Here is a 24,772-nt window from a genome sequence, read left to right on the forward strand (position 1 = left end):
CGCCATCTTCCGTTATAATATAGGGGAGGTGAGAACATCATGCCGGAATTACCGGAAGTCGAAACAGTCAGAAGAACTTTGAATCAACTTATTGTTGGTAAAACCATTGACTCAGTTACCGTTAGCTTGCCGCGGATTATTCAGCGGCCAGACGACATAGATGCATTTGCAATGGAACTTGCGGGACATACCGTGATTGGTGTGGAGCGCAGAGGCAAGTTTTTGCGTATTTTGCTGGACGGGCTGGTGCTTGTCTCCCATCTGCGGATGGAAGGAAGGTACGGGGTGTACCAACAGCATGAGGAAGTGGAGAAGCATACCCATGTCATCTTTCACTTTAACGATGGTACAGAATTACGTTACAAGGATGTCCGTCAATTCGGTACAATGCATCTCTTCAATGCAGGGGAGGAACTGGTATCCAAACCTTTGTTGAAACTGGGGCTGGAGCCGCTTGATCCTGCGTTTACCGTAGCTGCATTCCGGGATGCTGTTGGCAAACGGATGACCAAAATCAAGGCCGTGTTGTTAAATCAGGCATATGTGGTCGGCATTGGGAATATTTATGTGGACGAGGCTTTGTTCCGCGCAGGCATTCATCCAGAGACCATTGCCAAGACATTGACAGCAGCCCAGTTAACCGTACTGCATGAAGCGATCGTGGTTACGTTGCAGGATGCGGTGGATGCAGGTGGATCCTCCATTAAGTCCTATGTCAATGGACAGGGCGAGATGGGAATGTTCCAGCATCAGTTGAAAATATATGGACGCAAATCTGAACCCTGTGCAACTTGTGGTACATTAATCGAGAAGAGCGTAGTAGGCGGTAGGGGCACGCATTACTGTCCGAAGTGTCAACCGCTGCTCTAAATCGGTGATGGGTTTGGCAGCATGAACGAAATCGTCAAATTGTAGCACCCTTGGATTCCTCCCTCCATATACTGATATGGCAGAAATAAGCGGGCGTATACCCATACTGGCAGCCGCCAGTTGGAACGAGTTCCGCACAGGGGAGGAATCCGGGGTGCTGCATCATTTTATTTCATTACTGGCGCTTGCTTTGGCGCTTAGTTTAGATGGTTTTGGAGTCGGGATTACATATGGGCTGCGGAGGACTAAAATTCCGCTGTTATCCATTGTCGTCATTTCCATCTGTTCGGGTCTAGTTATTGCGTTATCCATGCAAGTAGGTGTGCTTCTGTCTCATGTAGTATCTCCGGACGTGGCTTCGATTGTTGGAGCGGTTATTCTGATCGGTATTGGCGCATGGTCGTTGCTGCAACTCATTCGAAAACGAGGCAAGGAACAGCTGGAAACGGATAATGGAGTGGGTGAGGAAAAGGGAGCAGGAACAATCCGCAGTGGTACGCAAGCCTCACAAGAAGCTCAATCGAAGGGCAGAAACCAGGTGCTCGCGCTTGAGCTTGAGCCATCTGCTTCTGGAGGATCTCTAGAACGAATGGTCTTTACACTTGAGCTGCGGAAGCTGGGTGTTGTTATTCAAATCCTGCGTAGTCCCTCGAAGGCGGATATGGATAACTCGGGCAGTATATCCGTCCAAGAAGCAATGTGGCTGGGTATAGCCCTTTCTCTGGATGCTTTCGGTGCAGGACTGGGGGCAGCATTATTGGGATTCCCAACTTTGTGGACAGCATTAGTTATTGCGTTGTTTAGTGGGGTATTTCTGTCACTCGGCATGAAAGTTGGATTGCGCTTTGCTGCTCTGCGTTGGATGCGAAGATTATCCGTGCTACCTGCGCTATTATTAATGTTTATGGGAATAATGAAGTTGTTGTGAGGTGAAATAATGAATATTGGCTTAACCGGCGGGATCGCGACAGGCAAAAGCAGTGTGTCCGCTTTTCTCGCCAGTAAGGGAGCGTTGCTCATTGATGCAGATGTTATTGCCCGGGAAGTAATGCTGCCCGGGCATCCCGTTTTGGCTGCGGCTGTTCAGCGGTTCGGACAAGCCATATTGAATGAGGACGGAACACTGGATCGGAAAAAGCTGGGCAGTATTGTATTTCAGAATCCAGAGGAACGTAAGGCACTGGAGGCTATTACACATCCTGCGATCCGCAAGGAGATGCGCAAGCGCGCTGCCCTTTATGAGCTTGAACATCCGGACAAGCTGGTCGTATCGGATATTCCATTGTTGTACGAGTCAGGGCTGGAGGATGGCTTCGAAGAAGTGATGGTTGTATATGTTCCGAGGTCTGTGCAGCGGGATCGACTGATGAGCCGGGATGGAATGACGGCCGAACAGGCAGATGCCCGTATAGACGTGCAGATGGATATTGAAGATAAGAAGCAGCGTGCTGACGTGGTTATCGACAACAGCGGCTTGTGGTCAGAGACGGAGCAGCAAATCATTTCATTTTTGCATCGTAAGGGCCTATTATGAGATTGCTGCGTAAGAAACGGGTATTGTTGTTGATGTTTGTGTCTTTTGTATTGGTGCTGTTCTTGAATACCAATTGGATGTCATGGTTCTATCCGATTCATTATAAGGAAGAGATTCGTGCCCAGTCTCAGAGTTATGAGGTTGATCCGTTTCTCATAGCTTCCATCATCAAGGTGGAGACCAATTTTAAGACAAGCAAGGAATCCAAGAGAGGTGCCATCGGATTAATGCAGCTGATGCCCGACACCGCGAACTGGATTATGGAGCAGGCTAAAATACCGGGCACCTCACTGGAAGAATTGAAGCACGAGCCTGAAAGGAATATCCAGCTGGGTACCTGGTATCTACGCAATTTGTCAGATCAATTTGACGGGAATGAAGCGGCTATGATTGCTGCTTACAATGCAGGTCCAGGTAAAGTGAACTCATGGTTAAGGGATGGCGTATGGGACGGTTCATTCGAGACGGTCAAAGATATTCCGTTTGGTGAAACCCGGCACTATGTACAACGCGTCATTTATTATTATAATCAATATGTAAAGATCTATAATACGTTCTAAGTTAAGACACTTTGGATTCATGCTCTAAAATAAGTAGAAGCACCGAGCAGGCCGGTTATTCACCGGCCGCTCCATGCTCCTCTGTGTACCGTATTACGATGCAGATATTATTGGTATTGACCTGCCAATTGCTGTTCTGCAATTGTTACCAGACGCTTCGTGATGTATCCACCGATCGAACCGTTCTCGTAAGAAGTCATGTTACCTTGGTATCCGTCTTGTGGGATGCTGATTCCGAGTTCTTGAGCAACTTCATATTTCAGTTGTTCCAGAGCTGCGGAAGCTTTAGTTACCACCAGGTTGTTGGAGTTACCATTGCTTTGTGCCATTGCTGTTCACCTCCTCGCGGTTGGTAAAAGTATTATGTGTCGGCAATACGATTTTCATAACTAAATGCATGCAGGCAATTTCTGGTAAAAAGTAAAACATGGGAAGTGATCTGATTTGAAATGTCCTTATTGCGCCTATCTGGGCACAAAGGTGCTTGATTCAAGGCCGGCCAATGAATCGAAATCGATTCGTCGTCGTCGTGAGTGTGAGCAATGTAGCCGTCGATTTACAACTTTTGAAATGGTGGAAGAAACACCTCTGATCGTCATCAAGAAAGATGGCAGTCGTGAAGAATTTAGCCGGGATAAGATTCTCCGTGGCCTCATTCGGGCTTGTGAGAAACGTCCGGTCTCTGTGGAGACACTGGAAATGATGGTATCTGAGGTAGAGAAGTCTCTGCGAAATACAGCCGATGCAGAAGTAGAGAGCCGTCAGATTGGCGAGCTGCTGATGGAACAGCTGTTTCCAGTGGATGAAGTAGCCTATGTGCGCTTTGCTTCGGTATACCGTCAATTCAAAGACATCAATATGTTCATGAAAGAACTGAAATCCCTATTGTCCAAAGACAACAACGAGGATTAGTGAAACGGGTAAAGGGGAAGAGCATTCTGGGGTTACCATCTGTGTGTTCCAGTAAAAAAGGTTGTTCTTCTCCAATCACTTTAGCTATAAGAAAAAGTTGTTGACAGCAAAAGCTGTATTTTATATGATATAGGAGTCGCCTGCGGAGCATTGAAGCGTTGGACAACTTGTTACATTCATAATTCTGGGGCCTTAGCTCAGCTGGGAGAGCGCATCGCTGGCAGCGATGAGGTCAGGGGTTCGATCCCCCTAGGCTCCATATAAACTAAACCATTGAAACCCTTGATATATAAGGGTTTTTCTTTTTTTAATGGCATATCAAAACATGGCATCCTATAATTTTTCTTCCATTGGGGACGAATTGGGGACAAGCTGTTTAATTTCTTTGAATTGATTGAAAGTTTGAATTGCATCACGGTTCAATTTTTCAATTGCATGAGTATACATATTTCCTGTAGTTCTTATATCGGCATGACCAAGTAACTCTTGTATTTGTTTCATTGGCACGTTCTTGCTCATTAGGTAAGTCGCTGTAGTGTGACGCAACCCATGCAAGGGTATTTGTTTAAGTTCATGTTTCTTTAGGAACCTTGCAAACCATTGAGTAGGTGAGGTGTGAAACATCGGCAGCCCATTGTCTTGCCCAAATAACAGCATACGTTCTCCACCTTGCCACAGGTCTTGCTGATCCCATTTATTGCGTTTTACTTGTTTGATCAATTTTTTCAGTAAGGGAACGATTGAGTCGGCTACAGGTATAGTACGACGAGATTTATTTGATTTTACGTCTTTAAATATAGTTTTCTTTTTTGCATAAGCTAATGATTCCCGTACTTGTATAAAAGCAATTTCTGTTCCACCGTGTTCTTCAAGATGGACGTGCTTGTTGATATCAATAGCAAGGAGTTCGCCGCGTCTCATTCCAGAAGTAGCAGCTAATTCTACAAGAACTCTCCACTTTAACGGTGCATTTCTTAATTTATCAAACATCTCAAATAAATCTTCCTCAGTCATGAAACCTTTTTCTTCTGTATCTATTTTAGGGCGTTTAACTTCATCTGCAGGGTTGGACTTGATTACTCTCCATTCTACAGCTCGTTCGAGTACATCCTTCAGAACCCTATGTGTGAACCTTCGAGAAGTACCGCTTAAACCACCTTCTTTTCCGTCTTTACGAGCTCCTTCCTCAGACAACTTATCAAGAAATGAAACTACATGAAGAGGTTTGATCTGATCGATTCGCATATGTCCAAAAACTGGAATGATGTGATTCTCAAGTTGTCGTTCGTAATTTTCTAATGTGGTTATCTCCAGGTGCTTAGTTGCATATTTCTTTGTCCATTCATCAGAGAATTGTTTGAAATCCATTTTTTCGGGTGCGATATACTCACCTGACTCAACTTCTATTTTGAATTTGGCTAATTCATTATCTAAATAATCGTTTAACTTTTTTGTTGTTTTCAAAAGTGCTTTATCTTCAACAATGACAGTTTTTCTTTTTCGGTCTCTCTCTCCGTTTGGTAGAAGTCCTACGTCTACAGTTAACCTCCAACTGTTGTTACCTCTCTTTTCAATACTTCCTTTAGCCATGGTAAATACTCCTTTCTAATTTTGATGAATTTACTGCAGTCTGCATCACCACCTTTCATGAAATAGAATGTATGTTCGCTTTTTGGGCAATGGAAAGTAAACCTTCAGTGAAGCCGAAAGCTTACAAAAACAGATTATGTATTTCGTGGGGGACACCACAACGCAATAAGAATTTATCCAATGGTTCGTCAATGAATTGGTTAGTGGTGTAAGTAAGTAGTTTAACTGCGAAGGTATTAGCTTGACGTTCATATTTTCCAGTATTGAAAAAGGTGTTCTCATCCAACCAAAACCTACCCAAGCCAGGATGAAGCCTATCGTGACCCAACTCGTGAGCACATACTACTTTCTGCCATTCTTCAGATAGTTCACTATTGATAACAATGAACCTTCTTCGCAATTTTCTGAAGTATATTCCTCGAGTTGTTTTCCCCATGTTCTTGTAAACAACGATTATGTTTAATCCTTTGGCAATCACAAATGGGTCGTTTGTTCCAAATTTTTTTACGAGTTTTTGAATGACATTATCCAAGGGATCACCTACTCTATGTTGTCTTTTTTGGTGTTCTTCTTTTTCCCGTAGGTTTCTTTGTTCAAGCGCTTAGCTTCCCAAAATAAACCTGTGAGTATGTCATTGATTCTCTGCTTGTCCGAATCATCTAGCGGAACGCCATCAAACATCAATTCTTGATCATCGGTCAAGAGTTGCTTGAAATCCCGTTTATCTTTTTTTGTAGCCCAATTAGGGACTTCTTGATCATTTTCACTGCTGAATCTTTTTCTAATATCACTAAGGCCCAACAGATAATCAGCATTGACCTCAAAAATAGTAGCCAATTCCCTTAAAACATTGCTCGGGGGCGTAACTCTACCTGCTTCATAATTAGCTACGTTTGTTCTCTTCATGTTCAATTTAACAGCAAGAGCCTCTTGGGATAATCCACTATTTTCTCTTTCTTGCTTTATGCGTTCCGACATAATCATTTTTTCATCATCATTCATATCGATACTCCTCACGAGAAAAATTCATTTAAAATGACGTATCAAGGGTTGACGTTTCTTAAAATGACGTATATGATAAGGGTGTCATTTAAAAGCACATTAAATATAGGTCTAAATCAGGAGGTGAACATGTGCAAGTTATTCCAACACGCCGAGAACAGTTTAGAAAACACCGTAAACAAAAAAATGTTTCTCAACGCAAGGTTTCTATGGACTTAGGCGTAAGTGAAAACCATATTCGTAATATTGAAAGCGGGAGAGGAAACCCCGATGTAAAGCTCTTGTTCAAGATGATTAAGTACTTTGGAGTGCAAGCCGAAGACTTATTTCCTGATCTTGCAGAACAGGCTGAGCATGAAGCTACTTTAAGCAATGTCCCACAGTCATTATTATAAACCGTCATTTTAAATAACGCAAGTTAAAATGACTATGAAACAGAAAGAGGTGGCGATGACATGAACAGTAATGACTTGTTAGATGAAATATCTAGGCGCGTACTAACAAACCTTCAACCCTATATAACAGATATTTTATCTAATCAAATGAGCATATCTCAGGATAGAACGTTGGATATTCCCCAAGCTGCGGAGCATCTGGGCATATCAGATAAAACCTTATATACGATGTGCAAACAAAAGAAAATTCCACATCGTCGTCTTGGTAGCCGTATTACATTTAGTTTATCTTCGTTGGACGCTTGGGGTCGAGAACAAGAAAGAATCAATTACAAACCGGAAGGACAGGGGATATGACTAATAAAAATCTGGAAGAAAAATCTTGCGTGAAACCGATGGGTAATGAACTCATTCAAACTTCCACAAAGCATATTTTCCACCTGTTTAATATCATGCAAAATCATAATATCCAGTGTGGTGTTGAATTTCAAACTGCTCAACCAGATCCACTAATGGGAATATCTTATCAGCCGGTGCAAGTTGACTATATCTGGGATTGTGGCCCGAAAGAGGAAACCCTCATCATTGGATTAGGGGAACTAGAATTCGGATTCAACGTTGCCGATCACCGATTTGGATATGAGATTACCTCTCACCAGATCCAATTGTGTGTGTCGAACGACAACTATGTAGCTTGGTTTACTAGCAGTATGATGTCATCAGAAAAAATATTATTGGCTAAGGCTTATGACAATGAATTTGATGACAAAATCATCCATATGGAAATTAACTCAGAAGACTTCGAAGACTCTTTTCAATTTTTAATCACGCTAATCCGTGAAGGTTATGTCATTAAAAGTGTGAAGGTATTGGGAGATGGTAACCAGGTAATAACAGTCGGTTACGTAGGCAAGGTGAGTCCATGACTCTTTCTGAATTGGCTCGACTCTGGTTTAGCAACCCAATTCAACATGCGATTATTGTACGCAACATCCAAAAACAAACCAAAGGAGCGTAAAGCCATGAACTTGTCTGAACAAGAATCAGCCCTAATACAATATATTCGAACGCTGAATTTCGAAACCATGTTGGATGCATGTGATGCGATCGGAGAATCTTCCCGTGAATCCAAACGGAATGCCCTGGAAGAATCTTATGAACGGAATAACGCTGCTAGCGTTGCAGTATGGTTTGTCCGTCACGACCAATTAAGTAAGCTGCAAGAGCTGCTTGGAGCGGCGAACAAAGAATATCAGGAGCGGATTTCTCATGAATCCAACTGAGATTGAAAGTTTACTCAGCCGCCCCCTCACCCATGTAGAACGTCAAAAAATAGAATGGATGAACGGATGGGAGAAGGATACTCAGACTGTGGTCATGGGTTTGCTGCAAGCCGTGTATGAATCCGGGGAGAAGAAAGGGGCACCTGCGGTTGCTCCAGATCTTCTTGAGAAGTACAAGGAACGTATGGTCAATGAGCTGGACTATCACGGCTTTGTACGTGAAGAGTCCTACACCATCATGGCACACGCTATCATGAGTACGGATCTGCCAGACAATCAAAAGTTTGAATATGTTCAGGTATTGGATGATGTGTACACGGATTTGCAAGATAAGGAGGGGAAACTGTGACACAAATCAAAACCAAGCGCTGGAGTATGAGTGAAGGTTGCTCTGTACATATTCAAGAGATGCCAGGGTACAGAAAAATGACTGCGTCTCGCGAACGCAGTCATCGGTTTAAACACTTTTACAATTCATATGCAGTCATCATATCAAAGATCGTTAAAAAGGACAAGCCTGCGTACTCCGGAGGTCTTTCATGACATTCGAGTATCGGCCTTACAGTAAATCACAACAGACCGGCAGTAAGCGTATCAAACCTACACAACGTCAAATGGGAGACATTCGTAAGACGGTAGACAAGTCACTTAAAAAGCGTTCAGGCGGTGTTTGTGAAGCATGTGGCGAAGCAAGAGCAACGGAACGGGCTCATTTGACTGGTCGTAAGCAGCTGGACCATCGTACTGAGGTTTATGATTTAGCTCATTTATGCAAAGAGTGCCATGTCATGTTGGACGAAACGATCCAAGGGCTAAGGTTTCGGCGTATGGCGGCGACGATCATAGCATCAATTTTGAAATAAAGAAAGAGTAGGTGAGACGGGTGACCGACTCTCGCAGGAAGAACGGATATGTAGCCATTGCCAACGAGATATGGGATGAGGTCATTCGTCGGGATTTCACCAAGCGCCAGAAAGATATTTTGTTCTTCATTTGGCGGCTTTCCTACGGCTGTAATCAACAGGTTGCAGTAATCCCGATGCAGAAGGATTTCTCCCTCTGTGGCGTGGGCAAGGGTCACATAGGAGCTGAACTGAAGCATCTGGAGACCTGCAAGGTGATTACACGAACGGACGCCGAGTATTGGTTTAACGAAAATTATGACTTATGGAAAATCGACTCGGTTCGTGGTTGGGAAAAAGAACGCTTTCATGAACTCATACATTTGAACTTAAAAAATGGTCGCTTATCTCGACAAAAAGTTACTGAAACAGGAACCGAACCACTACCAGATTTAAGCGACGAACCGCCAGATGACAGTTACCGAAACAGTAACTTAGAACCTATTCCAGAGTTACCAAAACAGGAACCGGAGAAAAGTCCTAAAGTTACTGAAACGGGAACTGAAATCGGAAATGAGTTACCAAAACAGGAACTTGCGGTTACTGAAACAGGAACTGAGAGTGCCGATGATCCTATACAGGACGCGGCTTTCCAGCTCTCTAAAGACAGTTTAAAGACATTAAAAGAGAAAGACAGTAAAGATATGTCTGTTTCGGATTTCGAAACCTTCTGGTCTGCCTATCCAAAAAAAGTTGCGAAAAAAGCAGCATTGAACATGTGGGAGAGAGCAATCAAAGCGAAGGTAGATCCTGCGCTATTGATCCGCTGTTCCGAGAACTATGCGGTACATTGCAAGGTGAACAGAACGGAAGATAATTTCATCCTTCACGGTTCAACCTTTTTAAACCTAAAAAATGAACGGTATGCCGATTTCGAAGCAGCTCCAGAACAGATAACGGTTGTTCCGGTGAATAAAGGGCAGGGAAATTCCCGTGCAGACCGGAACAAGAGCATTTTACAAAAACGGATGGAGGCAGCTCAACATGAACAACCAAGAGGTGCTGAGAATTTTGGCGGTAGTGGTTACAGCTTACCCCATAGTGGAACTTACTGACGAAATGGTCACACTTTGGGAACGAATGCTTCATGATGTTCCTTTTTCACAAGCCGAACAGAACCTTTCACACCACATCAAGACATCACATTTCCCACCAGCCATTTCACAGATATACGGAAATCCCGCAGCGGCTAACATAGATCGGCTCCGAGCTGAGACACAGGAACGTTTTGCGCTTATGGAGACTTGGGAACAGAATGCTGTACCGCTCCTGAAAGACGGTGAGACGAATGAATAACCTGTATAACCTACAAGCTGAACAAGCCGTGATTGGAAGCCTTCTTCTGGATCGGTCAGGAGATAATACAGCACTTGCTGTAGCGCTGCTTACTCCCCAAGACTTTTCTTCACAGCACCGTCTGATCTTTGAATCGGTAATCGTGTTGCACGAATCTGAGAAGGCCGTTGACCTGGTTACGCTCTACGCAGATTTGGAAACGCGAGGTGTTACGGAAGACATCGGAGGTATTGACTATCTTGGCAATTTGGTTGATGCAGTACCGACCGTAGGGCATGCCAAAGAATACATTTCAATTGTTCAGAGTCTTGGACTTAAACGGCAGGCATTGCGATTGCTGGAGGAACAACGTCAGGCACTCGAAGAGTCTTCGGACCCACTCGAAGTGATTGCTGGTATCAAGGCAGGGGCAGAAGAGTTGTCCGGACGTTCGCCAGTTGAAGGCGGCATGGTCAAGATCAATGACGTCATGACAGGCCATGATGACGATCTGGAGACGCGAGGTAAATCCAAAGGCATAACAGGCGTTCCTACGTGTGGGGTTGATCTGAACCGACTCACGGGCGGCAGACAGAAGCAGGATTTAATTATTGTCGCTGCAAGGCCATCGGTGGGGAAGACGGCATTCATGCTGAACAACTCAAGAGCAGCGGCTATGTCTGGCGTAACCGTAGGGATATTCAGTCTTGAGATGCCCGGTAAGAAGCTTGGGGAACGGTTGATAGGCAGTATCGGGAATTTGGATGGTACCCTGCTTCGAACTGGTCAACTTGGACCGGAACACTGGCCGGAATACACGATGTCCCGATCTATTTTGGACGAGCTACCAATCTACATTGACGACACTCCTGGAATCACCATTCAGCAGATAGCAGCCAAGGTGAAGAAGCTCAAGAAAGAGCATGATAACTTGTTTATCCAGATTGATTACCTCCAATTGATCAGCGCAGGCAAAAAGTTCTCAAGTCGTGAACAGGAAATCGCCTATATCAGTCGCTCTTTGAAGCAAATTGCCCGAGACAATGATTGTCCGGTGGAAGTCCTGTCACAGCTCAGTCGAGGTGTAGAGCAACGGCAGGACAAACGTCCGATGATGTCAGATTTGAGGGAGTCAGGTTCTATTGAGCAAGATGCAGACGAGATTGATTTCTTGTATCGGGATGACTACTACAACGCCGAGACTGACAAAAAGAACATCGTAGAAATCATTGTAGCCAAGGGACGGAATACAGGTACCGGACTTGCAGAGATGATCTATCTCAAAAATTTCAGCAAGTTTGTAAATATAGAACGCATGCAGTACTGACGAGAAAGGCGGGGTGAAGATGACAAGTTCAGCAGATGAACTGGAGATCGAAAACAGCGTAAGGCTGATCATGCGATATCAAATTTTGTTGGTCAGTCATTTGGAAAATGCGTTGAAAAACGGTCGAATCGACGAACATACATTCACCCGCTTGAAAAGTCAGGGCTGTATTGCTCAAACACATGACGAGATATTGGACCATTTCGATAGGATTTTTCACGAATTGCTGGCCTATTATCATGATCGGTTACGAGAACGGATTGTGAAGGGTGCAAAATTTATTGATTCGCTTTCCCCAACAGATCCACGTCGGGAACCAGCATTAGAGAAATACCACAGGCTGTGTGAGCAGCTGAGAGGGAGGAAGAACAGACATGAGTGATGAAAAAGTCACAGCTCAAACACACTGGGTATGGACAGAAAAGGCCGCTGCGAAAAACCCCGCACATTCTCGTGTAGGTGAACCAATATGGCCCCATTTCAAGACCGCTGCTCCAAAAGATTGGTTGGACGAGGGTTTGATCCAAGATGCATCGGAAATTGAACTTGAAGGACAAACGACTATAGATGACTTTATATAAGGGGTGTAAGGAATGGGGGAAACTGGTCAGATGGAGATGTTCCCGTCCCCCAGCCCTTCAGACATCCAACAGACTCGCGAACTGTTGAACAAGTATGTTCGGATGAGGAAGGCAGTTCAGGAAATCGGGACAATGACTAATCCATCAGAAAGATGGAAACAAGTTCAGATGGAGTATGAGGAGAAAACAGCTAATATTGAAATGGCTGTGCGTTTAATTGTTGATGATAATGTACGGAGAGTCATGGACTTTCGGTTCATCCGAGGTAATCCGAGATGGGGAACTATTAAAAGATTCAGCAGTGTAACGGATAGGTCGATTGATCGGCAAATTGTTAGAGGAATTGAGTCAGTAGCAGAAACTCTAAAACTAGTTGGAGTATTATAAAACATAAATTGAGCACAAAAAAAAGAGGTTTGCAACCCTCTTTTTTTGCTCCACAGCTATGTAGTTCGGTCATTCTTTCTTAAGGCTTTCTAAGTAAGAAATACAACAGCATCCAGAACAGCGTAGCCCATGCTATTCCTATTGTTGAGGCATATACCCCTAATAAGAAAAGCGTGTACTCCAACAAGACCTTGGTAGTGTTATTCCCCATGATGATCTCCTCCAACAAAAAATATAGGCCAAAGCCCAAGTCTGGGGCTGAATGTGGCATCCAACCCCAGAGTTAGAGGAAGTGAGGAAATTAACATTTTCCAAAATAATGAAATGGATGGAAGCGTGAGGTGGTCAATCAGGCACAAAAACATAATAGAGGAGACATGGGGGTTTACCCTACCAAAAGTAAACCTTCAAGATTATCATAGAAAATTTTAACGTTCTATGATCATTTGAAAGATGACATCTATTCAAACGATACAATAGTACTTTAAATTTTCGTGTAACATCCTTCCCTATATGTATTTTATGTACGCTTGATTATCCTCACGTAATCATTATATTTTCGAATGAAAAAACAATCAAGGAAGTATATGGTAATTTTTATCTGTTTTATAGTTTGGCATGTCTGTATCGTGTCCTGTGTATGACACTAGTAAGACAACATGCTGTCTGAGGTTTGGAACTAAACTAAGGGACATAAGGCAATTGCCTGGGTGTCCCTGCTACCCCTTATCCTGGCAGGACTCGACCGTGCTGTGGGATTGTATATCCTTAGACGTGAATCGTCAGGGGTGCGGTGTGCGGGGAAAGCGGTTATGATCACCGCTATTTTATATTATGGCCTACTGGTGTGAGTTGGGTCGATTCCCGGAAGGCCGTATATTAGTATTCATGAAAAAAAGCCGCTCTAATACTTAGGGCGGCTTTAGTTATGATTAAACGTGCAATGGACCGAAATTCGGTTTTGTTTCTTCTGAAGTTGAAATCCACTCTGCGAGTTGGTTAAAAAGTTCCTGGGTTTCTTCTTTCGTTTTGAGTTGTGAAGCATCCCAGAGATCTGATAGAAAGTATCCAATACTTTGAGGATAAGCTATAGATTCAGAATCAAGGGCTTTGCCGATTCCGGGACTACCGTGTTTATCGCTCTTTAGAGAATCAAACTTGTTAGAAGAAATATTCCAACCTTCCTCTGTCTTAGTTAGTGAGTAGGTGTCCTTGTGTCCCCATCTACAACTATAGATATCCATTGTGAAATTAGCACCGATATTTTGCATTAAAGATCATCTCCTAAAATTTACTTGTTATGAAGCTATCTTAACACTATGGTGATTTTCCGAAAACTGCTTTAGAGAAATAATTTTTGATATAGTATGGTTAACTAATAATAATCAAATGTTAAATAATCTTCCATTACCTAGAGTGTCTACGAGTGGGTATGATTGGAAAGTATTTCAATTGCATTTGGGGAGATGACAATATGGATAATAAATTTGCACAAGCACAAATGGAACGTGTCCTTAACACGCCGGGATTCGTAGTGATTTCTGACGAAGCAGTTGTGAATGTTCGGAAGGTGACACGGATCGATCCTTTAAATAGGGTGGCGTTCTTCCCTGATAAAGATATGGGTTGAAATAGGGAAAAGAGTAGACAACGACCGCTGGGATCATTTCATAAGTGAGTACAAAAAATTTCAATAGATTTATCAACGTGGGAGAAGCCGCATTAAGCGACTTAATTTGAGACTGCTTCAGCTCTCATGTACAAAAAGACAAGTACAGCAGCAAGGGAAATACAGCGTATTAAAAGTGGTTTTCCGATTTCATCATACAATCGTTCAAGCAAGCACCTAACCTCCTTTCGACACCAAAAGAGGAAATCCCTTCCTATTTGTCGAAAGAAGGTGTTAAGGAGGTGATAGGATGAAAGAAGAGTATAAAAAATATGCTCTGGAGTTCGGTGCAATAGGCGAAAAAATCGGACATATATCTAAACATATTGGGGAAGTCAATCGTTTAAGTGCCACGACCTTTGAGACGCTTAAGCATAAAAAAGATTCATTCTCAAAATCATTAAAAGAATATAAAGAATGTAAAGAAAAGATGTTGAAAATGAATGTCCCCAGCATTGTTTCAGAAGAACATAACGATTTTATTAATGCATTTGATGCGTTCATCAAGGGCACTGAAAAAACAATTGACGCTATAGATCTGGTGGCTCTGGATACCAATGAATCCTTGTTGAACGAAGGTTTTGAGCAACAAAGGGAAGGGTCTAACCTAGCGGAGCCAATCACGGACAAAATTGTTGCAAAGCTTTTTGCAGGTTAGTAAAATTGAGCGCCTTTAAAGGCGCTTTTTTGATTCCAGTTTTTTAATCGAGGTGGTGATATGAACGAAGTTCAACCGATACGAGACAAGGCTATTGTTGAACAAATCAAAAATTACCTGAAGGTAACTAGTTTCCGTAATTACATTTTCTTTAGTATGGGCGTTCATAGTGGATTACGTGTATCCGACTTATTGCAGCTTAAAGTGGTTTCGGTTCGTGATCAGGAACATATCAATTATGTGGCCCAGAAAACAAAGAACAGGAAACGTAAGAAGCGTAAGCGGAAAAAGTTCATCATTCACCCGGATATCTACGATGATCTAATGATTTACATTGCAGATATGGACGATGATGACTACTTGTTCCCCAGCAGGCAACGGAAGACGCTCACAGGAGCCGTGGGAGAGCCAATCCATAGGATAACAGCCTATAAAATGATTTGTGGCATAGCCAAGCGCTTTGGGCTTACAGACATCGGTGTCCATTCACTCAGAAAGACGTGGGGTTATCACCTTTATAACGACGACCCACGCAATCTAGCGTTACTAATGGAGATGTTCGGGCATGAGGATATGGCAACCACGCTTATGTATTTGGGTATCACCCAGGATGCCATGGACGATGCTATACGCCGTTTGAGTTTTACACAATCCGGTTAATGTTGCACTCAAACGTGGGAACGGGACAAAGCTTGATTTAATCAGATTCTTGAACTATCTCCAGTGCAACAGAAATAGAGTTATGTTTCACTCTACTTCCTTAAATTGGTTCTAAATGGATCGAAAATGGATTTTATTTTGGGTTGGATTTCAAGAAAAACAATTAGAAGTTTGTCTATTTAGACTGATTCTAAGAAAACCGACTCAATTATGGCTGTATAAACGATGAATAAACGCTCCGTTTGAGGGCAATAAGCCGGGAAATAATCAAAATCGGCAAAATTGAAAAATCCAGTAATGACGCGGGTTTTCGGGTTTATGCATAAACTATGTATAATTGCGCAATTCAGTTAGCTGTCAAAAATCCCGTCAAATCAGGGTTTTCGGCGTGGTTGTGGGAAAGTACATATGTACAAAACTCAGGGTTTTGAACACATGTCTGTGCATAAATATTGCATAAACGAATGTCAGGGGTGAGGTGTATTATGTAATGGCGAGAGAGAGAAGCCCGGACCGCAAGAAAGCATTAGCGATGTGGTTCGCCAGTGGCAAAAAAATGAAGCCAAGAGAGATTGCCGAAAAGCTTGGCATAAGCGATGGACTTGTTCGTAAATGGAAAAGCCTTGATGAATGGGAGAAGCAGCCTGAGCCACGCCCGGGAGCCCCCAAGGGCAATCAGAATGCAGTAGGCAATAGAGGTGGGCACGGTGGTCCATACGGCAACGATAAAGCCGTAAAGCATGGTCTATTCCGTAAGTTTCTGCCAGATGATGAAGAAACGCAAGAGATTTATGACACGACAGCCGAGCTTTCCGCGCTGGACATTCTGTGGGAAGGCATACGCATCCAGCTCACGAACATTATACGCGCTCTTAAAACACAGCATGTAACGGGCAAGGATGAAATGATAAAGGAAGTCAAAAAGCAGAAATTTGAGATCCATAACACGGGTACCAAGAAGGAACCTAAGTTTGAACAAATGATGACCGAACAGGAATACGAATTCCAATTTTCGTGGGAACGATCAGCAAACAGCCTGAAAGCCATGGCTGCTGCATGGACGGCCCTGGGTAGCTCCATTAAGAAGTATGAAGATGTTTTGCGGATGGCTTCCCCCGATGAGGTGAACGAAGTCCAGAAACAGCGTCTGGAGCAGATCAAGGCCAGTATTGCCGTGATGCGTGGGAAGGTTCCAGATAACAGCAAGCTTGATCTAAACCAGCAAATTACCGCATTGGCTGACTTGATCAACAACCCTGTGCCGGAACGGGTGATAGACGATGACTGACACAGCCCTGATTCCGTATGCTCCATTTAATACGAAGCAGTCGGAATATATCAGACGTTGCCAGGACTCGTGGCTGAACGTAGCCGAGGGTGGCAAGCGTGCAGGCAAGAACATCATTAACCTGATTGCCTATGCCATGTGCTTGGAGGTTCACCCGGACAAGCTTCATTTGGTTGCTGGTGTGAGCATGGCAGCCGCGAAGATGAACGCCATTGACTCCAACGGGTTCGGGCTGCAATGGCTGTTCAAGGGGCGTTGCCGGGAAGGGGAATACAAGGACCGTGCAGCACTCTTCATTCAGACCAAGACAGGCGAGAAGATTGTCATTATTGCTGGTGGCGGTAAGGCAAACAACGCCGCACTGATCAAGGGTAACTCTTACGGGACGGCCTACGTGACGGAGGTTAACGAGTGTCATCCATCGTTCGTCAAAGAGGTATTTGACCGGACGTTGGCGTCCACCAAGCGGCAACTGTTCTTTGACCTTAACCCGAAACCCCCAGCCCATTGGTTCTATGCAGATATCTTGGACTTTCAGGATGAGTTGTTGAAGCAAGGGGAGAATCAGGGGTACAATTACGCACATTTTACCGTGTTCGATAACCTGAGTATCCCAGACGACCGACTCAAGGCGATGCTGATCACTTATGACAAATCCAGTCTGTGGTACAAGTCAGAGATTAAGGGTGAACGGACGGCAGCTACAGGACGGATATACACGGGTTACAGCGTCAAGGATGTCATTATCACTCGGGAGCAGATACGGGCCGAACGGTTCATTGAGTTTTCAATTGGCATAGACGTTGGGGGCACTGACGCCACGGTTGCCACGCTAACAGGGATGACGCCGCGATATGGCAAGGTTATGTTGCTGGATGGCTATTACCACAAGCAGGGCAAGGAGAACGGCTATACACATGACCGTTACGCCAAAGAGATTGTTGAGAAAATAGTCGAGTGGTCGGAAACCTATCCGGCCTTTTTGTCGTGTGCCCATATCTTTGCTGAATCTGCTGATAAGCTATTCCGGCAGGCCCTGACAAATGAGCTTAAACGCCGTGGAATACACATTCAGGTAGTACCTGCTTATAAGAAAGAGGGCATCGTTGACCGGATCAGATTGACGAACGTTCTGATTAACCAAGGGCGATACAAGATCATGGCCCATCTTAAACATTGGATTGAAGCCATAGAGAACGCCACATGGGATGAGACGGAGCGCCAGAAGGGTGAATGGGTGCGGACGGATGACGGAAGTTACCCAGTGGACTGCTTGGATAGTAGCGAATACGCCGTTCAGCCGTTTAAGAAGAGACTGGAGGTATAGAAATGGGGTGGATCAAGAATATGGTCATGAAAATGCTGCGTATTAACCCAGCGCCGGAGAATCGAATCGTAAACATCACTGAGCCGCTATCATATCGGACAAATGTAATGCGTAACCGCTTATGGTTCCGTGGTGATGCGTCTGAGCTGGATCAGTTTTACAAGCAGACAGGGACCGACGCCGTGGGCAAGGCAAGATTCTGGGCAGCGGTACCCAGCCAGAACCTGGCGATTAGGAAAATCCATTCCGGTATGCCTGCCATGATTACAGAACGTCTATCGGATATCGTCGTTGCTGATCTGGAAGCCATTGAGGTAGACAAGGAAACGGCATGGGATGATATCAGCCAGGACAATAATTTTGCTGAGTTGCTTGGTCAAAACATCATAGACGCTTTGGTGGCCGGGGATGGAGCATACAAGATTACCGTGGACACAGCAGTCACAAAGTATCCCATCATTGAGTTTTACAGTGGGGATCGAGTGGAATATAGACGCAACCGGGGCAGGCTGCATGAGGTTGTGTTCTTTACTGATTACACGCTAAAGGACAAGGAATACCGCTTGGAAGAAATCTATGGGCGTGGTTACATCCGGTATCAGCTTTATGACGCTTATGGGAAAGGCGTGCCGCTTGCTGTGTTGCCTCAGACAGCAGCACTAGCGAACGTTGAATACGATGGCAAGTTTATTATGGCTGTGCCGCTCATGTTCTTCCGCAGCTCCAAGTGGGAGGGACGAGGGAAATCCTTGTTTGATAGCAAATCAGACAACTTTGACGCATTGGATGAGGTGGTGAGTCAATGGTGGGACGCGATCCGGGCCGGAAGGGTACAGAAGTACATTCCAGACGACTTGGTTCCGAAGAACCCTGAAACGGGGGCTCCAATGCGTGCCAACCCATTTGATAATCAGTTCATCAAGATTGGCAGCTCCATGGCTGAGGACGGTAAAGACCAAATCACTATGTTACAGCCGCAAATCCTGTATGAAGCATTCGTGGGGTCCTATGCCAGCGCGCTGGACATGTGCTTGCAGGGCGTTATGTCGCCGTCCACGCTGGGCATTGACTTGAAGAAGACCGACAATGCAGAAGCGCAGCGGGAGAAGGAGAAAGCCACGTTATATACCCGTGGCAAGATCATTGATGCCCTGAATGAGGTGTTGCCCCGTCTGGTGGAAACTGTATTGAAGGTGCATGACACGATGCAGAATCGGGGAGCGGGCGAGTATGAAGTATCTGTTAAGTTCGGGGAATATGCCAGTCCATCCTTTGACGCTGTGGTAGAGACGGTGGGCAAGGCCCGGACGTTCGGTGTGATGAGCGTAGAACGTGCGATTGAAGAAATGTACGGTGATACCTGGACGGATGAAGAAAAGGCCGCTGAGGTTGCCCGGTTAAAGGCAGAACAAGACATTTTTGACGAACCATCTCTAAACCGGGATGACCCGCCTCATACTGAAAACGACGATGAATCAGAAGAGGATGAATCATGAAGAAGAGATATGACATCCGTCAAATCTTCTCTGACATGGAAATGGATCTGATCAAGTCCATGAAGCGCAACCTGAAACGTCATGAGCTTGCCGAAGAAGAGGAAGGCAAGGAGTGGGAGCAGTGGCAGCAACGCAAGCTCCAAGACATCCAGCAGTACCGCAAGGAGACACGTCAGATATCCAAGAAGTATGAACCGGAAGTGAAGAGGGCAGCCGAGGAAGAGGTTAAAGGCTCTTGGCGGCGTGGGGCTGACCGGGTAAAGGATACGGTAAAGAGCTTGTGGAACAAGATCACGGGCAAAAAGCCGGATATAGAACCCGAGGATGGTTCAGACCGCAGCTTCTTTAAACTCAATGAAAAGCGAGTTAACGCTCTGGCTGATGCAGCGCAGAACAATCTTCAAATTGCCCGTCATGCCATGCTAAGACAAGCGGATGACGTGTACAGACAGACCATCTACAAGTCCCAGGTATATATGAACAGTGGTGCTGTTTCGCTGAATCAGGCTATAGACATGGCGACGAAGGAGTTTCTTGAAAAGGGCTTTGACAATATCACCTATGCCAATGGAAGGCGGGTGAACATTGCTTCTTATGCGGAAATGGCGTTGCGTACCTCTTCCCAGCGTGCGGTGTTTGCCGGAGAGGGCGCCAAACGGGATCAACTTGGCATCCGAACCGTGGTCATATCTTCACACGGCAACTGTTCGAAGCTATGCCTGCCATATCAGGGCAAGGTGTTCATTGACGATGTGTATTCCGGGGGAACGGCTGCAGATGGAAAGTACCCGCTGCTGAGTACCGCCATTGCTGGGGGGTTGTTCCATCCGAACTGTCGTCATAACATGACCACGTTCATTGTGGGAACCAGCTCATTACCAAAGCCAGTTGACGATGAGAAAGCCCTATCCAACTATCAAGCAGAACAGAAGCAGAGATACATGGAACGCCAGATACGTAAATACAAGCGCCTGGAAGCGGGTAGCGTGGATGAAGAGAATCAAGCGAATTATAAGGCCAAGGTTAGACAGTGGCAAGCTCAGTTACGGATGCACCTAAGAGAACATGATTACTTACGTAGGGATTCCAAACGCGAAAAACTCAGAATACCGCCTAATTAGCACCTTCTCATTCAGAGGGTGCTTTTTGCATGGGCTCCAAATGAGACTTTTGGGGCTCACCGCTCAGTAACCGGAGCATAACGGTTAACTCCCTTAGCTGGAGAGCAGCTATACAAATCTATGGAGGTTGATGATATATGGATTGGCTGAAAACGTTGTTGAAAAATGCGGGATTGGATGATTCAAAGATTGATGGGATCGTGACGGATGCAGGCAAGGAGCTACCGAAACATTTTGTTCCCAAATCGCAGTACAACGACTTATCGGATGTGAAGAAGAAGCTGGAGAAGGACGTCACGGATCGGGACGCACAGCTTGAAACGCTCAGTAAGGACGCAGGGGCTTCGGAATCGCTCAAAGCTGAGATTGCCCGCCTTCAGGGGGAGAACACCACAGCCAAGCAGCAGTATGAATCTGATTTGAAGGATATTCAGATGAACAATGCAATTTCTGCCGCTCTTAACGGGAAGGTCCATAACGAGAAGGTGGTTACGGGCATGATCGACAAGGCCAAGTTGGTCATTGGCGATGACGGCAAGGTGGTAGGGCTGGATGAGCAATTGAAGGGGCTTCAAACATCGGATGCCTATTTGTTCAAGCCTGATGAAGCAGGTGGTGGTAACGGTGGCGGCGCGGGTGGTTTCCGTGTAGGTAATCCAGGGCAAGGAACCGGGCAAGCCATGAACGATCAACTGGCAAGTATTTTCGGCGTTGCTGAAACGAAGTAATAAACCAATTTACTAATTTAAGGGAGAGATGGACACATGGCGTTCAACTATGTAGAAAGTTTTTTGACAACATTGCAGCAGAAGTATACGAAAGAGTTGGCTTCCGATGCCCTGACCACGCAAAATACGATCTGGGTGAATAACAAAACAATTAAGGTACCGAGTTTGGATGTAGCAGGATATAAGAACCACAACCGTAATGGGGGCTGGAACCGACAAGCCGTCAGCAATGGTTTTGAGACGATGACCTTGGGCTTTGACCGTGACGTGGAGTTCTTCGTTGATGCAATGGACGTAGATGAAACGAATCAAATCGTTTCTGCTGCTAATCTGACAGCGACATTCGAGAAGGAACAAGCCATTCCTGAGCTTGATAAATATCGTTTCTCCAAAATGTATGCGGACTATGTGGCAATGGGATACACCCCAGATACAACAGTTTTGGATGCAGCCAATGCCTTGGAAGTGTTTGACGAAATGATGATGAACATGGACGAAGCAGAGGTGCCGCAGGAAGGCCGGATCATGTATGTAACGCCAAACTATATGAAACTGCTCAAATCGGCTGAAAAGCTTCGCCAGATTGTTACTGTAGGACAGAACAACGGTGTGGTTGATCGTTCTGTTCGCAGCTTGGACGAAGTTACGTTGAAATCTGTGCCGTCCAGCCGCATGAAGACGGTTTATGACTTCACAAACGGTGCTGTAGCGGGTGTGGGAGCGAAACAGATTAACTTGATCCTTGTTCATCCAGACTGCGTGTTGGCACCGATCAAACACAGTGCAATCTATCTGTGGGAGCCAAGCAGCCATACACAAGGTGACGGGTACCTGTACCAAAACCGCCGTTACACGGATCTTTTCTTGATCGAGCGTAAAGCGGCAGCAATCCAAATGAACGTTCAAGCCTAAACATAACAGCCAATAGAGAGGGGCAAATCACATGTTGATTGCAGTAAAGGGAAATACACAGTTGAAGATTGACGATGCTGACCGGGATATCTATCTTAAACTCGGCTACGATATCGCTGAACAGTCGGGGAATACGCTTGAGGTGGTAGAAAACTCTTCAAGCAAGAAGGTGTCTTGGAAAGAATATGAAGCCTTGGTCAGAGAGAACGAAGAGCTGAGGAATCAGGTTGCGGAATCCGGTTCTGGTACACCGGAAGCGCTAAAGGGTCTGCAAACCCAGTTGGATGACGCGAACAAGGAAATCAAATCACTCAAAAAGCAGCTTGCAGCCGCAACTACACCTGATGACAAGTAGGTGATGGCATGTCATATGTAACGGCAGAAGAGTATGAATTGTATGGAGACGGCATGATTCCGGCTGAGGACTTGAATAAGGCTCTCAGTCGGGCATCCGACCAAATAGACAGCCTGACCTATAATCGCATCGTACAACGCAATCTGGACGGCCTGACAGCCTTTCAGCGGGGGAACGTGGTTAAGGCAGTATGCCAGCAAGCGGATTTTCAATACCAATACGGTGATTACTTGGACTTCCCCCTATCTGGATACTCCGCAGGCAGCGTGAGCGTATCATTTAAGGCCGTTGATGGCCCCGGAGGGGTTAAGACTACCGAAGGGGTTACAAGTCTGCTGAGAGCCACAGGGTTGATGAATAGGGAAATACGATGATGCGGGGTAAGTTTCCATTTCCACATTGGATACTAAAAACACCGGTTCAAGTGTTTCACACCAAGCTGTCAGAAGATGGGGAGCCTGTCGAGGATCTAATCTTTGACGGGCTCGCCTGTTATGACGAGAAGATGCGTCAGAAGCTGGACAAGGAACGCCGTTTGGTTACACTGTCCGGCAAGGTGATTCTTCGCGGGGATATCCTACCAGGAGAATTGATTGAGGGCTTTGTGCGGGTTGGTGGTACGGATCGAATCATATTTAGCGCTTCACGGCCACAGCATCCAGACGGCAGCGTCTTTTCTACGGAATTGGAGCTGAGTTGATATGAAGGTTAAAGTGACGATGGATCCCAGGGCAATGCAAAAGCTTGCCAAAGCACCCATAGAAGCGCTTGAGGTTGTGGTGAACGGGAAGGAACAAAGCATCTTGACCGAGATTGCCAATGCGGGTGTTGTTCCGAAGCAAACAGGTGAGTTGGAGCGAAGCGCCTGGGTGGACAAAACAGGGCTGAAAAAGGGTCAGGTGAAGATTGTCTATGACACGCCATATGCACGCCGTCTTTACTGGCACCCAGAATACAACTTCCGTAGGGACAAGAATGCTAATGCTCAGGGGTTGTGGCTGGAAGCCTGGCAGAAGGAACAGAAGGGCTGGATACGTAAGACGTTTGAAAAGCTGGTCAAGAAGTTTGGGGGTGGGTTCATCAAATGATGCTGTCCGAGATTCGGGATTGGCTGAAAACGCAGATCGATTCCCAAAATTGGTACATTGGCAAGATCGATGGGAAAAAGGAACAGTCCGTTGGAATCTACAACCTGAACACCGGACAACCTTACATTGCTATCGGAGGGCTGGAGAACACCAGCTATGCCAGCAAGTCCATATCCATCTTGGTTCACTGGTCCAAGAATGCAGATACAGCGGAGCGTAAGGCCCATGAGGTCTATGCTGCGCTATTTGGTCGTTCTGATGGCGAGATAGCCGGGCACCGTGTTATTGCCTTTGAGATGCGGACACCATGGCCTATTGATGTGGGCACGGATGATGCAGGGATTTACGAATATGTGATTGAGACAACGATTTATTACGAGAGGTAGGGATTAGATATGGCGACAACAGGCGTTTTTCCGGTTCATAACAATATTTTCAAAGTAGGCGTCAAAGGGCGGACATCTACATCTTCGGATATGAAGACGATCAAGGATTTGGAGAACTTTGCTCCAGCTATCGACGGTAACACCGAGGAATGGAGTTCGATGGACCAAGGGGGCTGGACGAGACGTGCGGTAACGGGTAAGTCCCTGTCTTTCAGCTTTTCAGGTAAACGGAACTATGGCGATCCAGGTAACGATTATGTTGCTGGTTTGCTGCTTGGAACAGGGCAAGAGGTGGAAACGATTTTCGAATGGACGATGCCATCCGGTGCGAAGCTGACCATGGATTGTGTCATTAACTTGACTACACCAGCAGGCGGCGATTCGACGAACATCGACGGTCTGGAATTTGAATTGTTGTCTGACGGTAAGCCGGAATTTGTGAAAGCACCAACTACACCATAATTCA

38 protein-coding genes and 1 tRNA gene are annotated in these 24,772 nt (G+C 45.3%); 34 read left to right on the forward strand and 5 right to left on the reverse strand.

What is annotated here, in order from left to right:
* Positions 1 to 39 precede the first annotated feature (39 nt).
* The 4 genes from mutM (at position 40) to AC3ITG_RS09855 (ending at position 2,964) form a co-directional block, all read left to right on the forward strand.
* Entirely contained in the window at positions 40 to 870 is an 831-nt protein-coding gene (gene mutM, locus AC3ITG_RS09840; protein ID WP_053783551.1) for a DNA-formamidopyrimidine glycosylase, read from the forward strand.
* A gap of 154 nt (positions 871 to 1,024) precedes the next feature.
* Positions 1,025 to 1,798 carry a manganese efflux pump gene (locus AC3ITG_RS09845; RefSeq protein WP_489253593.1) on the forward strand — a complete coding sequence of 258 codons (774 nt, stop codon included), beginning with the start codon at positions 1,025 to 1,027 and terminating at the stop codon, positions 1,796 to 1,798.
* 9 nt (positions 1,799 to 1,807) lie between these two features.
* Positions 1,808 to 2,404 (forward strand): dephospho-CoA kinase, encoded by a 597-nt coding sequence (coaE, locus tag AC3ITG_RS09850; protein WP_489253594.1) that lies wholly within the window; start codon positions 1,808 to 1,810, stop codon positions 2,402 to 2,404.
* Positions 2,401 to 2,964, forward strand: coding sequence for a lytic transglycosylase domain-containing protein (locus AC3ITG_RS09855; RefSeq protein ID WP_063568107.1), 564 nt, complete (start codon positions 2,401 to 2,403; stop codon positions 2,962 to 2,964). Before coaE ends, AC3ITG_RS09855 begins: the two co-directional genes overlap by 4 nt.
* A gap of 107 nt (positions 2,965 to 3,071) precedes the next feature.
* Here AC3ITG_RS09855 and AC3ITG_RS09860 read toward each other — a convergent pair whose 3' ends face one another.
* The gene (locus AC3ITG_RS09860) at positions 3,072 to 3,293 is read right to left on the reverse strand and encodes an alpha/beta-type small acid-soluble spore protein (RefSeq protein WP_053783555.1); all 222 of its coding nucleotides are present in this window, start codon (positions 3,291 to 3,293) and stop codon (positions 3,072 to 3,074) included.
* A gap of 115 nt (positions 3,294 to 3,408) precedes the next feature.
* Between AC3ITG_RS09860 and nrdR the strand changes: the two genes are divergently transcribed.
* Together nrdR and AC3ITG_RS09870 are read left to right on the forward strand one after the other, a co-directional pair.
* Positions 3,409 to 3,876, forward strand: a complete 468-nt coding sequence (gene nrdR, locus AC3ITG_RS09865; protein WP_489253595.1) for a transcriptional regulator NrdR — start codon at positions 3,409 to 3,411, stop codon at positions 3,874 to 3,876.
* A gap of 186 nt (positions 3,877 to 4,062) precedes the next feature.
* Positions 4,063 to 4,135, forward strand: a tRNA-Ala gene (locus AC3ITG_RS09870).
* Positions 4,136 to 4,209: 74 nt separating this feature from the next.
* Here the strand turns inward: AC3ITG_RS09870 and AC3ITG_RS09875 are convergent.
* The 3 genes from AC3ITG_RS09875 to AC3ITG_RS09885 form a co-directional block, all read right to left on the reverse strand.
* Positions 4,210 to 5,466 (reverse strand): tyrosine-type recombinase/integrase, encoded by a 1,257-nt coding sequence (locus AC3ITG_RS09875; RefSeq protein WP_489253596.1) that lies wholly within the window; start codon positions 5,464 to 5,466, stop codon positions 4,210 to 4,212.
* A 121-nt stretch (positions 5,467 to 5,587) separates the two neighbouring features.
* Positions 5,588 to 5,998 (reverse strand): ImmA/IrrE family metallo-endopeptidase, encoded by a 411-nt coding sequence (locus AC3ITG_RS09880; protein WP_489253597.1) that lies wholly within the window; start codon positions 5,996 to 5,998, stop codon positions 5,588 to 5,590.
* Between the two features lie 8 nt (positions 5,999 to 6,006).
* Positions 6,007 to 6,468, reverse strand: a complete 462-nt coding sequence (locus tag AC3ITG_RS09885) for a helix-turn-helix domain-containing protein (RefSeq protein WP_489253598.1) — start codon at positions 6,466 to 6,468, stop codon at positions 6,007 to 6,009.
* Positions 6,469 to 6,599: 131 nt separating this feature from the next.
* Here AC3ITG_RS09885 and AC3ITG_RS09890 point away from each other — a divergent pair, with 131 nt between their 5' ends.
* From AC3ITG_RS09890 to AC3ITG_RS09950, 13 genes are all read left to right on the forward strand, one after another.
* Positions 6,600 to 6,863 carry a helix-turn-helix transcriptional regulator gene (locus AC3ITG_RS09890; protein ID WP_489253599.1) on the forward strand — a complete coding sequence of 88 codons (264 nt, stop codon included), beginning with the start codon at positions 6,600 to 6,602 and terminating at the stop codon, positions 6,861 to 6,863.
* 60 nt (positions 6,864 to 6,923) lie between these two features.
* Entirely contained in the window at positions 6,924 to 7,220 is a 297-nt protein-coding gene (locus AC3ITG_RS09895; RefSeq protein WP_489253600.1) for a helix-turn-helix domain-containing protein, read from the forward strand.
* Positions 7,217 to 7,789 (forward strand): hypothetical protein, encoded by a 573-nt coding sequence (locus tag AC3ITG_RS09900; RefSeq protein WP_489253601.1) that lies wholly within the window; start codon positions 7,217 to 7,219, stop codon positions 7,787 to 7,789. The genes AC3ITG_RS09895 and AC3ITG_RS09900 overlap by 4 nt, the downstream gene beginning before the upstream one ends.
* A 96-nt stretch (positions 7,790 to 7,885) precedes the next feature.
* On the forward strand, positions 7,886 to 8,146 hold the full coding sequence (locus AC3ITG_RS09905) for a hypothetical protein (RefSeq protein ID WP_489253602.1): 261 nt from the start codon (positions 7,886 to 7,888) through the stop codon (positions 8,144 to 8,146).
* A complete protein-coding gene (locus AC3ITG_RS09910) occupies positions 8,133 to 8,495 on the forward strand; it encodes a hypothetical protein (protein WP_489253603.1) in 363 nt (120 codons plus the stop codon). The genes AC3ITG_RS09905 and AC3ITG_RS09910 overlap by 14 nt, the downstream gene beginning before the upstream one ends.
* Positions 8,492 to 8,689: a hypothetical protein gene (locus AC3ITG_RS09915; RefSeq protein WP_489253604.1), complete on the forward strand. Its 198-nt coding sequence runs from the start codon at positions 8,492 to 8,494 to the stop codon at positions 8,687 to 8,689. The genes AC3ITG_RS09910 and AC3ITG_RS09915 overlap by 4 nt, the downstream gene beginning before the upstream one ends.
* Positions 8,686 to 9,009 (forward strand): hypothetical protein, encoded by a 324-nt coding sequence (locus tag AC3ITG_RS09920; RefSeq protein ID WP_489253605.1) that lies wholly within the window; start codon positions 8,686 to 8,688, stop codon positions 9,007 to 9,009. The genes AC3ITG_RS09915 and AC3ITG_RS09920 overlap by 4 nt, the downstream gene beginning before the upstream one ends.
* Positions 9,010 to 9,029: 20 nt before the next feature.
* The gene (locus AC3ITG_RS09925) at positions 9,030 to 10,103 is read left to right on the forward strand and encodes a replication protein (protein ID WP_489253606.1); all 1,074 of its coding nucleotides are present in this window, start codon (positions 9,030 to 9,032) and stop codon (positions 10,101 to 10,103) included.
* On the forward strand, positions 10,033 to 10,344 hold the full coding sequence (locus AC3ITG_RS09930) for a replicative helicase loader/inhibitor (protein WP_489253607.1): 312 nt from the start codon (positions 10,033 to 10,035) through the stop codon (positions 10,342 to 10,344). The genes AC3ITG_RS09925 and AC3ITG_RS09930 overlap by 71 nt, the downstream gene beginning before the upstream one ends.
* Positions 10,337 to 11,650, forward strand: coding sequence for a replicative DNA helicase (dnaB, locus tag AC3ITG_RS09935; protein ID WP_489253608.1), 1,314 nt, complete (start codon positions 10,337 to 10,339; stop codon positions 11,648 to 11,650). The genes AC3ITG_RS09930 and dnaB overlap by 8 nt, the downstream gene beginning before the upstream one ends.
* Positions 11,651 to 11,669: 19 nt before the next feature.
* On the forward strand, positions 11,670 to 12,032 hold the full coding sequence (locus AC3ITG_RS09940) for a hypothetical protein (RefSeq protein WP_489253609.1): 363 nt from the start codon (positions 11,670 to 11,672) through the stop codon (positions 12,030 to 12,032).
* Complete coding sequence (locus AC3ITG_RS09945; protein ID WP_489253610.1) at positions 12,025 to 12,231, forward strand: hypothetical protein; 207 nt, start codon at positions 12,025 to 12,027, stop codon at positions 12,229 to 12,231. Before AC3ITG_RS09940 ends, AC3ITG_RS09945 begins: the two co-directional genes overlap by 8 nt.
* A 12-nt stretch (positions 12,232 to 12,243) precedes the next feature.
* On the forward strand, positions 12,244 to 12,618 hold the full coding sequence (locus tag AC3ITG_RS09950) for a hypothetical protein (RefSeq protein ID WP_489253611.1): 375 nt from the start codon (positions 12,244 to 12,246) through the stop codon (positions 12,616 to 12,618).
* Positions 12,619 to 13,550: 932 nt separating this feature from the next.
* Here the strand turns inward: AC3ITG_RS09950 and AC3ITG_RS09955 are convergent.
* A complete protein-coding gene (locus tag AC3ITG_RS09955; protein WP_489253612.1) occupies positions 13,551 to 13,889 on the reverse strand; it encodes a hypothetical protein in 339 nt (112 codons plus the stop codon).
* Positions 13,890 to 14,092: 203 nt separating this feature from the next.
* On the opposite strand from AC3ITG_RS09955, the gene AC3ITG_RS09960 reads away from it, so the two are divergent.
* The 15 genes from AC3ITG_RS09960 (at position 14,093) to AC3ITG_RS10030 (ending at position 24,768) form a co-directional block, all read left to right on the forward strand.
* Positions 14,093 to 14,248: a hypothetical protein gene (locus AC3ITG_RS09960; protein ID WP_489253613.1), complete on the forward strand. Its 156-nt coding sequence runs from the start codon at positions 14,093 to 14,095 to the stop codon at positions 14,246 to 14,248.
* A 289-nt stretch (positions 14,249 to 14,537) separates the two neighbouring features.
* Positions 14,538 to 14,945 (forward strand): hypothetical protein, encoded by a 408-nt coding sequence (locus tag AC3ITG_RS09965; protein ID WP_489253614.1) that lies wholly within the window; start codon positions 14,538 to 14,540, stop codon positions 14,943 to 14,945.
* Positions 14,946 to 15,005: 60 nt separating this feature from the next.
* Entirely contained in the window at positions 15,006 to 15,605 is a 600-nt protein-coding gene (locus AC3ITG_RS09970) for a tyrosine-type recombinase/integrase (protein WP_489253615.1), read from the forward strand.
* 490 nt (positions 15,606 to 16,095) lie between these two features.
* Positions 16,096 to 16,893 carry a phage terminase small subunit gene (terS, locus tag AC3ITG_RS09975; RefSeq protein WP_489253616.1) on the forward strand — a complete coding sequence of 266 codons (798 nt, stop codon included), beginning with the start codon at positions 16,096 to 16,098 and terminating at the stop codon, positions 16,891 to 16,893.
* Complete coding sequence (locus AC3ITG_RS09980; protein ID WP_489253617.1) at positions 16,886 to 18,220, forward strand: PBSX family phage terminase large subunit; 1,335 nt, start codon at positions 16,886 to 16,888, stop codon at positions 18,218 to 18,220. Before terS ends, AC3ITG_RS09980 begins: the two co-directional genes overlap by 8 nt.
* A gap of 2 nt (positions 18,221 to 18,222) precedes the next feature.
* On the forward strand, positions 18,223 to 19,716 hold the full coding sequence (locus tag AC3ITG_RS09985; RefSeq protein WP_489253618.1) for a capsid protein: 1,494 nt from the start codon (positions 18,223 to 18,225) through the stop codon (positions 19,714 to 19,716).
* A complete protein-coding gene (locus tag AC3ITG_RS09990) occupies positions 19,713 to 20,837 on the forward strand; it encodes a phage minor capsid protein (protein WP_489253619.1) in 1,125 nt (374 codons plus the stop codon). The genes AC3ITG_RS09985 and AC3ITG_RS09990 overlap by 4 nt, the downstream gene beginning before the upstream one ends.
* Before the next feature lie 137 nt (positions 20,838 to 20,974).
* The gene (locus AC3ITG_RS09995) at positions 20,975 to 21,565 is read left to right on the forward strand and encodes a phage scaffolding protein (RefSeq protein ID WP_489253620.1); all 591 of its coding nucleotides are present in this window, start codon (positions 20,975 to 20,977) and stop codon (positions 21,563 to 21,565) included.
* Positions 21,566 to 21,601: 36 nt separating this feature from the next.
* Positions 21,602 to 22,477, forward strand: coding sequence for a capsid protein (locus AC3ITG_RS10000; RefSeq protein ID WP_489253621.1), 876 nt, complete (start codon positions 21,602 to 21,604; stop codon positions 22,475 to 22,477).
* A gap of 31 nt (positions 22,478 to 22,508) precedes the next feature.
* Complete coding sequence (locus AC3ITG_RS10005; RefSeq protein ID WP_489253622.1) at positions 22,509 to 22,832, forward strand: hypothetical protein; 324 nt, start codon at positions 22,509 to 22,511, stop codon at positions 22,830 to 22,832.
* 8 nt (positions 22,833 to 22,840) lie between these two features.
* On the forward strand, positions 22,841 to 23,206 hold the full coding sequence (locus tag AC3ITG_RS10010) for a head-tail connector protein (protein ID WP_489253623.1): 366 nt from the start codon (positions 22,841 to 22,843) through the stop codon (positions 23,204 to 23,206).
* A complete protein-coding gene (locus AC3ITG_RS10015; RefSeq protein WP_489253624.1) occupies positions 23,203 to 23,532 on the forward strand; it encodes a hypothetical protein in 330 nt (109 codons plus the stop codon). The genes AC3ITG_RS10010 and AC3ITG_RS10015 overlap by 4 nt, the downstream gene beginning before the upstream one ends.
* Before the next feature lies 1 nt (position 23,533).
* Positions 23,534 to 23,920 (forward strand): hypothetical protein, encoded by a 387-nt coding sequence (locus AC3ITG_RS10020; RefSeq protein WP_489253625.1) that lies wholly within the window; start codon positions 23,534 to 23,536, stop codon positions 23,918 to 23,920.
* A complete protein-coding gene (locus AC3ITG_RS10025) occupies positions 23,917 to 24,306 on the forward strand; it encodes a minor capsid protein (protein WP_489253626.1) in 390 nt (129 codons plus the stop codon). The genes AC3ITG_RS10020 and AC3ITG_RS10025 overlap by 4 nt, the downstream gene beginning before the upstream one ends.
* A gap of 9 nt (positions 24,307 to 24,315) precedes the next feature.
* Complete coding sequence (locus tag AC3ITG_RS10030; protein WP_489253627.1) at positions 24,316 to 24,768, forward strand: phage tail tube protein; 453 nt, start codon at positions 24,316 to 24,318, stop codon at positions 24,766 to 24,768.
* The last annotated feature ends 4 nt before the right edge of the window (positions 24,769 to 24,772 follow it).

The organism is Paenibacillus sp. GL_099_B (assembly GCF_057835695.1).